Origin of the sequence: Sphingomonas sp. CCH9-E2, from assembly GCF_001557215.1 — a bacterium.
Lineage (GTDB): Bacteria > Pseudomonadota > Alphaproteobacteria > Sphingomonadales > Sphingomonadaceae > Sphingomonas.
This window is the reverse complement of record NZ_LSJM01000136.1, coordinates 1-10642: the sequence shown is the minus strand read 5'-3', so window position 1 is coordinate 10642 and position 10642 is coordinate 1. Positions and strand designations below refer to the sequence as shown.

Below are 10642 nucleotides of genomic sequence, written 5' to 3'. Positions count from 1 at the left end.
AGGTTGGATCGACCATTAAATCCCCTCCCTTTCAGGGAGGGGATTTAATGGTCGATCCAACCTAGGCGCGAATTGTGCCTGCCCAGGCATAGCCGCGCAGCAGCGTCTCGAACCCGAAATCGCGTCCCTGTTCGCGGCTGACATGGCGCAGCGCCACCGGCAGCTCGCGGCGCGGGGTGACGTGAAACCGGTCGAGCCACCCGAACAGCAACCGCCGCCACCAGTGCGGCATCCGCTCCTGCTGCCCGAAATCGACGATATGCAGCACGCCGCCCGGCGCCAGCACGCGCGCGCCCTGCGCGATCGCGCCGACCCAATCGGGGATCATCGACAGCGTATAGCTGGCAAACACCCGGTCGAACGCGGCGACCCCGAACAAAGTCTGCGGGTCGAACGCAGTCGCATCGCCCTGCGCCAGCGTGATGCGGTCGGCCAGCCCGGCCTTGGCGACCTTGGCCCGCGCCGTCTCCAGCATCGCTTCGGAAATGTCGACGCCATAGAAACGCGCGTTCGGCCAGCGCCGCGCGGCGACGATCAGGTTGCGCGCGGTGCCGCACCCGACCTCCAGCACCGTCGCGCCCGGCGGGGGCGCGAGCTGTTCGATCAGCCGGTCGCGCCCCAGCAGATAATATTTGCGCGTGACGTCATAGATATGCCGCTGCGCCGCATAGACCGCGTCCATGCGCCCGGCATGACCCGAATCCGCTGTCACGGCTTGAGGCGGTAGAGGTGCACGCCGCCATAAATGGCGGAACGGTCCCGCGCGGTAAAGTCCAGCGATTCCGCCTCGGCATAGTCCCAGCGATCGAGGATCGCGTCCGGCACGCGTCCGGGCAACAGCGTCGGCGCGGCGGCGGTGCGGAACAGCACGCGCGCGCCCGGCTTGGCGGTGCGCGTGATCGCCGTCCACAGCCGCGTCAGCTGCGCATCGGTCATCCAGTCCTGCGCATCGAGCAGGATATAGCGGTCGAGCGACCCGTCGGGCATCGAGTCGAGATACTCGACGAAATTCTGGTGCCGCACCTCGACCCGTTCGGCGCGGTCGCGCACGATCTCATAGTTCGCCGCGCGCAGATAGGGCGGCAGCGGCGCATCGGCCCCCTCGCCATAGCCGCGCCCGAACGCCTGCCACGCGAAATAATTGTCCGACAGGTCGAAATCGCAGGCGAGCTTCTCCAGCCGCCCGCGCAGCACCGCGCCGATCCCGCGCGGATCGTCGCCCGCCAGCGCCTCGTACTGCGCCGGCGGAATGCCGAGGCCGAACAGCGACGCTGGCTGGTCGATCAGCCAGCGCACGAATTTTTTGTCGAACACGGGGGCAAGGCGCGTCTCGAAAATCTCGCGCTGCTCCTCGACGCTCTTCGCCGCGAGCAATTCGCGCGGATCGATGCGGTACAGCTTGGCCAGCAGATGTGCCGCGCCGATGAACCCCCCGAGCAGCCCGCGCTTGTAGAAGCCACCGGCAAAGCCCTTGATCCGCCGCCGTCCGGCCAGATCGCGGCCCTCCCAGTAACGCCGGGTCGCGTCGTCGAGATGCGGGCGCAGCCATTGCTTGTACGCCGCGACATTCTCCGGTCGGTTGGCCTGGGCGAAGAAGCGGTGGAATGCGGCATGATCGGGCAGATGGATCGCCGCCGCGCGCTTCAGCTTGTTGAGCGCGATATGCGCGGTGTTGAGGTCGACCGCGGTGATCTTCGCCGGGTTCGCGGTCAGGTATGACAGGACGTTGCACCCGCCGCTCGCGATCGTGACGATATGGCAATCGGGCGTGATCGCCAGCGCTTCCATATCGACCTCGGGATCTTCCCAGATCTGGGCGTAGACCAGTCCCCGGAACGCGAAGGTAAAGGCGCGCTCCAGCAGCCCTTCCTTGCTCAGATGTTCATGACGGTGGACGGCGTTGCGGACAGCCCCGTTGCGTGGCTGGCTGGCATTCAAACCCATGCGATCGGCTCCCGGGAACTGCGCTTCCCCTGCGGCGCGCTTATGGCGGTTGCGTGTCAGCTGCGTGACGCCGGCTGTCACCGAAGCGTCATGAATTCGCCGTCAGTCGCGGCAATAGCCTTCGCCGGGCGCCGCGACCAGGCAATCCTTCTTGCCCGCCAGCCACTTCATCCCCGTTGCATCCCCGTCGCCCGCGACCAGCTCGATCCGCGCGTCGCCGCGCCGGAACACGATGCCATTGGCACTCGCCCGCCCGTCATAGCTGCCGGGCTCGGCCTGATCGAGGTTCCACTTGTTCAGAATGCGATAGCGGCCCGGTTCGGCACTCTTGGCGATCTCCAGCACCAGTCCTTCGACCCCGATCCATTTGCCGACCCACGCGTCGCGTTCGGGGGCGCGTTCGGCGAGCACGTCACGCCGTGCCTCCCGCGTCACATTTTCGGCTACCGCTTCGGCATTGGCGATCGCATTCTCGACCAGCGCCGCTTCCTGCGCATTGTCCAGTTTCGCGCCGCATCCGGCGAGCAATGCCGCCGCACCCACCACCATCATCACCCGCACGCTTACTACTCCACTCAAGCAAGGCTCACGCTATGGTGTAGCCATTCGCCTGCCGCTGCAATAGAGACCGGCATCGCTTCATCTCAACGCCGGAACCGCTCCCCATGCGCATCGCCATCGCTTCCGATCACGCCGCGATCGACCTCAAGGCCGCACTGGCCGAGTGGCTGCGCGCTGCCGGGCACGATGTCGCCGATCTCGGCCCGGACAGCGGGGCCAGCGTCGATTATCCCGATTATGGCTACAAGCTCGCCGCCGCCATCGCGGATGGCAGCGCGGAGCGCGGGATCGCGCTGTGCGGCAGCGGCATCGGCATCTCGATCGCGGTGAATCGCAACCCCGCCGCGCGCTGCGCGCTCGTTTCCGAACCCCTCTCCGCCACCCTCGCGCGCGAGCATAACGACGCCAATGTCATCGCGATGGGTGCGCGGCTCATCGGGATCGAAATGGCCAAGGCCTGCGTCACCGCCTTCCTCGCCACACAATTCGGCGGCGACCGCCACCAGCGCCGCGTGGACAAGCTGACCGCGCCGGAGATTTAATAAGGCGAAGGAATAAGCCCGAGTACCAGCGTCGTCAGGCCCAGTCCGATCGACAGCTGCACGCGCAGGCCCAGCCACCACGCGGGTGCCATCCCCGCCCGCGTCAGCGCGCGATCGACCAGCGGGGAGAGCAGGATCAGCGTGCCGATCAGCATCAGCGACGGCTGCGGCCACGGATCGCCGGTCATCCATGGCACCGCACTCGCCAGCGCGATCAACGACGGCAGCACCGCGAGGATATAGGTCCACACCAGCGACCGCGCGCTCCGCGCCGCCAGCCCCCACCAGGTGCCACCCAGAAAGCTGAAGATCAGCACCGCATAGAGATAGCCGCCCGCCAGCGCCGGAAAGAACCACGCTTCTGGCCCGACCAGCGCCGCACCCAGCGCGGCGAGCTGGGGCAACAGCCCGCCCAGGCCCAGCAGGCGGGCGGTGGCGGGCAGGGGGGCGGTGGAGGTGTCGGGATCGGCCATATCCGCTTTCAACAGCTTCTTGGGGCAGGGTGCAACAATCGCATCTGGCCTAATCGCGGCCAAGCGCATAAGGGCGTGCGCGACAGGTCGCCCGCACCTGCCCGTCGGCGGCCACTTGATAAAGGATCCGCGCGATGAGCACCAATCCCCAGACGCTCGCCCAGGTTCAGCCCGACGGCTTTTTCACCCGCACGCTTGCCGATGCCGACCCGGCGGTGTTCGCCGGCGTGCGCGAAGAGCTGGAGCGCGAGCAATATCAGATCGAACTGATCGCCTCGGAAAACATCGTGTCGAAGGCGGTGCTCGAAGCGCAGGGCAGCGTGTTCACCAACAAATATGCCGAGGGTTATCCCGGCAAGCGCTACTATCAGGGCTGCCACCCGTCCGACACGGTCGAGACGCTGGCGATCGAGCGTGCCAAGCAGCTGTTCGGCTGCGGCTTCGCCAACGTTCAGCCGCACTCGGGCGCACAGGCCAATGGCGCGGTGATGCTCGCGCTGGTCAAGCCGGGCGACACGATCCTGGGCATGAGCCTCGATGCCGGCGGCCACCTCACGCACGGCGCCAAGGCGGCGATGAGCGGCAAATGGTTCAACGCGGTCCAGTACGGCGTCGATCCGGTCACCCACCTGATCGACTATGACGCGGTCGAGGCGCTGGCGCTGGAGCACAAGCCGCGCCTGATCATTGCGGGCGGCTCGGCCTATCCGCGCGTGATCGATTTCGCCCGCTTCCGCGCGATCGCGGACAAGGTCGATGCCTTCTTCATGGTCGACATGGCGCATTTCAGCGGCATCGTAGCAGCCGGCCAGCATCCCTCGCCCTTCCCGCACGCCCATGTCGCGACGACGACGACGCACAAGACGCTGCGCGGCCCGCGCGGCGGCATGATCCTCACCAATGACGAGGCGCTGGCCAAGAAGTTCAACTCGGCCGTCTTCCCCGGCATGCAGGGCGGCCCGCTGATGCACGTGATCGCGGCCAAGGCGGTGGCGTTCGGCGAAGCGCTGCAGCCCGGTTACAAGGGCTATATCTCGGCCGTGGTCGAGAATGCGAAGGTGCTGGCGGCGACGCTCAAGGAGCGCGGCGCGGCGGTCGTCTCGGGCGGCACCGACACCCATCTCGCGCTGATCGACCTCACCCCGCTCGGCGTCACCGGCAAGGATGCGGACGAGGCGCTGGAGCGCGCCGGCATCACCTGCAACAAGAACGGCATCCCCAACGATCCGCTGCCCCCGACCAAGACCAGCGGCATCCGCGTCGGCTCGCCCGCCGGCACCACGCGCGGCTTCGGCGTCGCCGAATTCCGTGAGATCGGCAACATGATCGCCGACGTCCTCGAAGGCCTGCGCACCAAGGGCGAAGCCGGCGACCCCGAGGTCGAGGCTGCGGTCAAGCTGCGCGTCCGCGCGCTGTGCGAACGCTTCCCGATCTACCCGGAGGCGTGATGCATCTCCTCCCTCTCCCCTTCAGGGGAGAGGGCCGGGGAGAGGGGCATGCACGATGCGCTCTCCTTCAGCCCCTCTCCCAATTCTTTCCCCCGCGAGGAGAGGGCTAAATGCGCTGCCCCTTCTGCGGCCACGAAGCCTCACAGGTCAAAGACAGCCGCCCGACCGAAGACGGCGCGGCGATCCGTCGCAGGCGGCAGTGCGAGGCGTGCGCCGCGCGCTTCACCACCTTCGAGCGCATCCAGCTGCGCGAGCTGTTCGTCCTCAAGTCGGAGGACAAGCGCGAGCCGTTCGACCGCGACAAGCTGATCCGCTCGGTCAGCCTGGCCTGCCGCAAGCGCCCGATCGACGCGACCCAGGTCGAAAAGCTGGTCTCGGGCATTCAGCGTCAGCTCGAAACCCTGGGTGAAACCGAAGTGCCGACCAAGCGGATCGGCGAAATGGTGATGGAAGGGCTCAAGCACCTCGATTCGGTCGCCTATATCCGCTTCGCCAGCGTCTATCGCGACTTCCGCGAGGCCAGGGATTTCGAGGAATTCGCCAGCAATGTGAGCGAGGTCGGCAAGCAGTGAATCCGGTCATCGTTCTGGTCCGCCCGCAATTGGGCGAAAATATCGGCAAGGCCGCGCGCGCAATGCTCAATTTCGGGCTCACCGAAATGCGGCTGGTCACCCCCCGCGACGGCTGGCCCAACCCCTCGGCGGGGCCAGCGGCGAGCGGCGCGGACATCGTGCTCGAAAAGGCGCAGGTGTTCGACAGCGTCGCCGCGGCGGTGGCCGACTGCCCCCACGTCTATGCCACCACGGTGCGCAAGCGCGGTGTGACCAAGCCGGTGGTGACGCCGGCCGAGGCTGCGGCGGAAATCCACGCCGCGCCCGGCCGCTCGGCGATCCTGTTCGGGCCGGAGCGTTCGGGGCTGGAGACCGAGGATGTCGCGCTCGCCCGCGCGATCCTGACCGTGCCGATCAATCCCGAATTCGGTTCGCTCAATCTGGCGCAGGCGGTGATCCTCGTCGCCTATGAATGGTCGAAGGGGCAGGGGCTGGCCCAGCCGCCGCGCACCGACCTCGATCCCCCCGCACCCCAGGCGGAGCTGGAGGGGCTGATCGGTCATGTCGACGCACTGCTCGAGGACACCGGCTATTATTTCCCGCCCGATCGCGTGCCGACCACCAAATTGACGCTGCGCAACCTGCTGACCAAGCCGGGCTGGACCAGCCAGGAACTGCGCACCCTGCGCGGCGTGCTGTCGGCGCTTGAGGGGAAGAAGCGTAATCGCGCCTGACTCAAGATAGTCCTTGTTCAGAATGGGTTGGCGCGGCATCCTCGCTCTGCTGATACAAGGGGATCGACATGAAGACCGTATTTTTCCTTGGCACGCTGCTGCTCACGGCTTCGGTACCTGCGGTTGCGCAGGACACGGTGACCGTGACCGGCAAGCCGGTAAAGGAAAAGAAGATCTGCCGGCGCGACAATACGGTCGGCACCCGCCTCGCCAAATATACCTGCCTGACCCGCGCCCAATGGGAATCGCGCGAAGCCGAGGCGCGGAAAGAGAAAGACCGCATGATCGACAGCGCCGAGCGTGAGGGGCGCGACGCCTGGACGCCTTATGCCAAGCCCAATGGCTGACGCGCGCATTCAGTAGAGCGCCGCGGCGGTCGTCCCGGCCAGCGGCCGCGCCAATTGCGGGTCGAGCGGGTAGTCCTCCAGTCGCGCCTCCAGCCACGCATGCGCCCGCGTGATTTCGGGCGTCAATGCGACACGCAGCACCGTCCTGCGCCGCACCCGGTTGGCGTTGGAAAATGCCAGGTCGGGCGATTTGGAGTAATGGTTGAACAGGTCGCCCGCGACAATCGCGTCGATCTCGTCCGGGCTGGTGGCGATACCGAACAGCTGATGGACGGCTGCAAGCGTCGCGCGCGGCTCGGCGAAAAACTGCTCGGCATCGAGGCTATGGGCGCCCGCCCAGAACCGCGTCGCCGCCTCGAATTGCCGCAGCTGCGCGAGCCATAGCGCGGTGGCGCGCAAGACGGGGTCGGGGTCCCCGATCGGCCCGCACCACTGCGCCAGCCCGTCGGCGCGCGCGTCGGTCATCGCGACCGCCCAGGCGCGATGCTCGGGCGAGCGCAAGGTCGCGCACAGATAGTCCTCGAGCCGGTGGTAGAGCAGGATTGCGGGTGCAGCGGGGTCGAGCGCCTGAAGCTGCTCCAGCATCAGGTTGATCGGCGCATCCTTGACCACGACCGGCGCGTCGGGGCGATAGCGGCGCGCAAGTAGCGCGACACACAGCTTCAGCCGCGCGGCGCGTTCCGCTGCGTCGTCACCGCCCTCCGCCGCGGCCCGCGAAATCTGGGCGAGTGGCACCGGCTCGCGCAGCACCAGCGCCCGTTCCTCCCGATCGATGGCGCGCGCCAGCAGGGTCGATCCGCACAGCGCGATGTGGAAGATCCAGCGCAGCCCGTGCGTCGGCAATCCGGCGGCCGCCGCCGCCAGCGCATCGATCGGCACGCGCATGCCGCCAGCGACATCCGCTGCAATCCGCTCGTCGAGAAAGATCGATCGCGCATAGGCCGCCCGATCCATCGGGAGAATCCGCGCATCGCCACCGGCAAAGTCGAACAGATAGCCATCGGGTGTCGCGATCAGCGCGCGCAATGTGGCATCCAGATCCATCGGCCCGCGCCTAGCATGCGCTCCCGGCTCGGTTCAACATGACCCGGCCCGGCCCGCATCGCTTGACTCGGCGTGCCCGTGCCGCTACCCGCGCGCCTTCGCAATCGGCCCTGCACTCCGGTGAAGCAGCGGCCCTGTGTGTATGCACAGGCGATACCGGAATCGCGATCAGGCCATCTGGCCGGGTCAACGTCGTTGCAATTGTTAGGAATTTATCATGTCGAAGCGCTCCAGCGCCAAGTACAAGCTCGATCGCCGGATGGGCGAAAACATCTGGGGTCGTCCCAAGTCGCCCGTCAACAAGCGTGAATACGGCCCAGGCCAGCACGGTCAGCGCCGCAAGGGCAAGATTTCGGACTTCGGCATCCAGCTGCGCGCCAAGCAGAAGCTCAAGGGCTATTATGGCGACGTGACCGAAAAGCAGTTCAAGCGCGCCTATGAAGACGCGTCGAAGATGAAGGGCGATACCGGCCAGAACCTGATCGGCCTGCTCGAGCAGCGTCTCGACATGATCGTCTATCGCGCCAAGTTCGCGCCGACGATCTTCGCTGCGCGCCAGCTGGTCAACCACGGCCATGTCAAGGTCAATGGCGAGAAGTGCAACATCGGTTCGCGCCGCATCAAGGTCGGTGAGACCGTTGAGCTGGGCAGCAAGGCGCGCGAGATGGCGCTGGTGATGGAAGCGCAGAGCCTGGCCGAGCGCGACATCCCCGATTACATCGCTCCGGATGGCGCGTCGAAGATCACCTTCACCCGCGTGCCGGCACTCGACGAAGTGCCCTATCCGGTGAAGATGGAACCGAACCTGGTGGTCGAGTTCTACTCGCGCTGAGGCGCCGGCTTCCGGTCGAAATGCGAAGGGGCGGTCCTGCGGGGCCGCCCTTTTCATTTGTGCAGCCCGCTGCCAATAGTCCCCCATCACTCGTATCCGTGGAGACGATGCCCCATGCGCCTTGCGTTGCTCGCCCTGCTGGGCCTTGCCGCCTGTTCGACCGCGTCCGATAAGACCGCGCTGCCCGACGTCGCGCTTCCCGCGATGCCGATGGACGTGATGAAGGAAGCGACCCGCACGCTCTCGTCCGACGCATTCGAGGGCCGCGCCCCCGGCACCCCGGGTGAGGCCAAGACGCTCGCCTATCTCGTCGAACAGTTCCAGAAGGCAGGGCTTCAGCCCGGCAATAATGGCAGCTGGTTTCAGGACGTGCCGCTGGTCGCGATCACCGCGCAGAATGTCTCGCCGCTGACCTTCACCGGCGGCAGCCAGTCGATGTCCCTCAAATACGGCCCCGAGTTCGTCGCCGGCACCTATCGCGTGACCCCGAACATCGCGGTCAAGGACAGCCCGGTCGTGTTCGTCGGCTATGGCATCAACGCGCCCGAAAAGGGCTGGAACGACTATGCCGGGGTGGACGTGAAGGGGAAGACCGTCGTCATCCTCGTCAACGATCCCGACTGGGAAATCGCGGGGCTTCAGGGGACGTTCAATGGCCAGGCGATGACCTATTACGGCCGCTGGACCTACAAGTTCGAAGAGGCCGCGCGTCAGGGTGCCGCCGCCGCGCTGATCGTCCACGACACTCAACCCGCCGCCTATGGCTGGAACGTCGTCCAGTCGAGCTGGACCGGCGAGCAGCAGGTCGCCGACGCCGCCAACGGCCATTCCGACCAGACCGCCGCCAATGGCTGGATCCAACTCGACAAGGCCAAAGCGCTGTTCGCGAGCGCGGGTCAGGATTTCGACAAGCTCGCCGCCGCCGCCAAGGTCAAGGGCTTTAAGGCCGTCCCGCTCGGCAACGTCAAGGCGTCGCTCAGCTTCGACAATGTGATCCGCAAGCACGCGTCGAAGAATGTCATCGGCATCCTGCCCGGCGCCAAGCGGCCTGACGAATATGTCCTCTACACCGCGCATTGGGACCATCTCGGCCGCTGCGAAGCCGCACCCGATGGCGACGACATCTGCAACGGCGCAATCGACAACGCCACCGGCACCGCCGCGCTGATCGCGATCGCCAAGGCGAACAAGGACGCCGGCGCTCCGGACCGCAGCCTCGTCTTCCTCGCCGTCACCGCCGAGGAATCGGGCCTGCTCGGCTCCAAATATTATGGCGACAACCCGGTCTATCCGCTGGCCAAGACCGTGGGCGGGGTGAACATCGACGCGATGAACCTGACGCCGCCGGCGAAGAATGTCGTCGTGGTCGGCATGGGCAAGTCGGAACTCGACACCTATCTCAAGGCCGCGCTCGCGAAGCAGAACCGCATGGCGAACGCCGAACCGACCCCGGAAAAGGGCTTCTACTATCGCTCCGACCATTTCATGCTGGCAAAGCACGGCGTGCCGATGCTCTATTTCGACGCTGGCGACGATCTGGTCGAGGGTGGCCGCGATGCCGGTCGCGCCGCCGCTGCGGACTATGAGAAGAACCGCTACCACGGCCCGAAGGACGAGTTCGATCCCAAGTGGAACTGGGCGGGCGCGGAAAAGGATCTTCAGGTCTATTATGCCGTCGGACGCATGCTCGCGATGACCGCCGCCTGGCCCAACTGGGTCGAGGGCGACGAATTCCGTGCCGCCCGCGACAAATCCCGCGCAGGAGCCAAGTAACATCGTGACGACCCCGCACCTCCCCCCCGAATGGGCGCCGCACAAGGCCGTCTGGATCGGTTTCCCCAGCCATCCCGATCTGTGGGAGTCGCTCGGCGCCGCCCGGGCGGAGGTCGCCGCCTTTGCCCGCGCGGTTCATGCCGGCGGGGCGGGGGAACAGGTGCTGCTGGTCGCCGCCGATGACGAAGCCGCCGGTGCGGCAGCGCTCCTCGTCGGCGACACGGCCAAGGTGGTGGTCGCCCCGTTCGGCGACATCTGGCTGCGCGACACCGGCGTCATCGTCGACCGCGCCGGGATCGGCCATGCCTTCGGCTTCAACGGCTGGGGCGGAAAATATGAATATGATGGCGACGAGGATATCGGCCGCCGTCTCGCCGCCAAGCGGCATATGGA

The 10642-nt window shown here is 66.5% G+C and carries 13 protein-coding genes; 8 read left to right on the top strand and 5 right to left on the bottom strand.

Annotated features, from left to right (window positions below):
* Nucleotides 1-61: 61 nt before the first annotated feature.
* The 3 genes from AX681_RS07440 to AX681_RS07430 form a co-directional block, all read right to left on the bottom strand.
* Nucleotides 62-682, bottom strand: a complete 621-nt coding sequence (locus AX681_RS07440) for a class I SAM-dependent methyltransferase (RefSeq protein WP_066659135.1) — start codon at nucleotides 680-682, stop codon at nucleotides 62-64.
* Between the two features lie 26 nt (nucleotides 683-708).
* The gene (locus AX681_RS07435; RefSeq protein WP_066659137.1) at nucleotides 709-1944 is read right to left on the bottom strand and encodes a DUF3419 family protein; all 1236 of its coding nucleotides are present in this window, start codon (nucleotides 1942-1944) and stop codon (nucleotides 709-711) included.
* 102 nt (nucleotides 1945-2046) lie between these two features.
* The gene (locus AX681_RS07430; RefSeq protein WP_156442686.1) at nucleotides 2047-2523 is read right to left on the bottom strand and encodes a hypothetical protein; all 477 of its coding nucleotides are present in this window, start codon (nucleotides 2521-2523) and stop codon (nucleotides 2047-2049) included.
* A gap of 86 nt (nucleotides 2524-2609) precedes the next feature.
* On the opposite strand from AX681_RS07430, the gene rpiB reads away from it, so the two are divergent.
* Nucleotides 2610-3047 carry a ribose 5-phosphate isomerase B gene (rpiB, locus tag AX681_RS07425; RefSeq protein WP_066659127.1) on the top strand — a complete coding sequence of 146 codons (438 nt, stop codon included), beginning with the start codon at nucleotides 2610-2612 and terminating at the stop codon, nucleotides 3045-3047.
* Here rpiB and AX681_RS07420 read toward each other — a convergent pair.
* Nucleotides 3044-3520, bottom strand: coding sequence for a DUF3429 domain-containing protein (locus AX681_RS07420; RefSeq protein WP_066682004.1), 477 nt, complete (start codon nucleotides 3518-3520; stop codon nucleotides 3044-3046). The two genes, rpiB and AX681_RS07420, sit on opposite strands and share 4 nt — an antisense overlap.
* Before the next feature lie 134 nt (nucleotides 3521-3654).
* On the opposite strand from AX681_RS07420, the gene glyA reads away from it, so the two are divergent.
* From glyA to AX681_RS07400, 4 genes are all read left to right on the top strand, one after another.
* A complete protein-coding gene (gene glyA / locus AX681_RS07415) occupies nucleotides 3655-4968 on the top strand; it encodes a serine hydroxymethyltransferase (protein WP_066682001.1) in 1314 nt (437 codons plus the stop codon).
* A 110-nt stretch (nucleotides 4969-5078) separates the two neighbouring features.
* Nucleotides 5079-5540 (top strand): transcriptional regulator NrdR, encoded by a 462-nt coding sequence (nrdR, locus tag AX681_RS07410; RefSeq protein ID WP_066659284.1) that lies wholly within the window; start codon nucleotides 5079-5081, stop codon nucleotides 5538-5540.
* The gene (locus tag AX681_RS07405) at nucleotides 5537-6253 is read left to right on the top strand and encodes an RNA methyltransferase (RefSeq protein WP_269450343.1); all 717 of its coding nucleotides are present in this window, start codon (nucleotides 5537-5539) and stop codon (nucleotides 6251-6253) included. Before nrdR ends, AX681_RS07405 begins: the two co-directional genes overlap by 4 nt.
* A 68-nt stretch (nucleotides 6254-6321) precedes the next feature.
* Entirely contained in the window at nucleotides 6322-6600 is a 279-nt protein-coding gene (locus tag AX681_RS07400) for a hypothetical protein (RefSeq protein WP_066659282.1), read from the top strand.
* Between the two features lie 9 nt (nucleotides 6601-6609).
* On the opposite strand, the gene AX681_RS07395 is transcribed toward AX681_RS07400, so the two are convergent.
* Nucleotides 6610-7644 carry a hypothetical protein gene (locus AX681_RS07395; protein ID WP_066659281.1) on the bottom strand — a complete coding sequence of 345 codons (1035 nt, stop codon included), beginning with the start codon at nucleotides 7642-7644 and terminating at the stop codon, nucleotides 6610-6612.
* Between the two features lie 217 nt (nucleotides 7645-7861).
* On the opposite strand from AX681_RS07395, the gene rpsD reads away from it, so the two are divergent.
* From rpsD to AX681_RS07380, 3 genes are all read left to right on the top strand, one after another.
* Complete coding sequence (gene rpsD, locus AX681_RS07390; RefSeq protein ID WP_066659277.1) at nucleotides 7862-8476, top strand: 30S ribosomal protein S4; 615 nt, start codon at nucleotides 7862-7864, stop codon at nucleotides 8474-8476.
* Between the two features lie 114 nt (nucleotides 8477-8590).
* Nucleotides 8591-10249 (top strand): M28 family metallopeptidase, encoded by a 1659-nt coding sequence (locus AX681_RS07385; protein ID WP_066659275.1) that lies wholly within the window; start codon nucleotides 8591-8593, stop codon nucleotides 10247-10249.
* Nucleotides 10250-10253: 4 nt separating this feature from the next.
* The coding region (locus tag AX681_RS07380) for an agmatine deiminase family protein (protein ID WP_443026340.1) at nucleotides 10254-10642 on the top strand (389 nt) is incomplete at its 3' end.

Coding starts and splice junctions, on each gene's coding strand:
- AX681_RS07440 (WP_066659135.1), bottom strand. CDS start 682: ATGGACGCGGTCTATGCGGCGCAGCGGCATATCTATGACGTCACGCGC.
- AX681_RS07435 (WP_066659137.1), bottom strand. CDS start 1,944: ATGGGTTTGAATGCCAGCCAGCCACGCAACGGGGCTGTCCGCAACGCC.
- rpiB (WP_066659127.1), top strand. CDS start 2,610: ATGCGCATCGCCATCGCTTCCGATCACGCCGCGATCGACCTCAAGGCC.
- AX681_RS07420 (WP_066682004.1), bottom strand. CDS start 3,520: ATGGCCGATCCCGACACCTCCACCGCCCCCCTGCCCGCCACCGCCCGC.
- glyA (WP_066682001.1), top strand. CDS start 3,655: ATGAGCACCAATCCCCAGACGCTCGCCCAGGTTCAGCCCGACGGCTTT.
- nrdR (WP_066659284.1), top strand. CDS start 5,079: ATGCGCTGCCCCTTCTGCGGCCACGAAGCCTCACAGGTCAAAGACAGC.
- AX681_RS07400 (WP_066659282.1), top strand. CDS start 6,322: ATGAAGACCGTATTTTTCCTTGGCACGCTGCTGCTCACGGCTTCGGTA.
- AX681_RS07395 (WP_066659281.1), bottom strand. CDS start 7,644: ATGGATCTGGATGCCACATTGCGCGCGCTGATCGCGACACCCGATGGC.
- rpsD (WP_066659277.1), top strand. CDS start 7,862: ATGTCGAAGCGCTCCAGCGCCAAGTACAAGCTCGATCGCCGGATGGGC.
- AX681_RS07385 (WP_066659275.1), top strand. CDS start 8,591: ATGCGCCTTGCGTTGCTCGCCCTGCTGGGCCTTGCCGCCTGTTCGACC.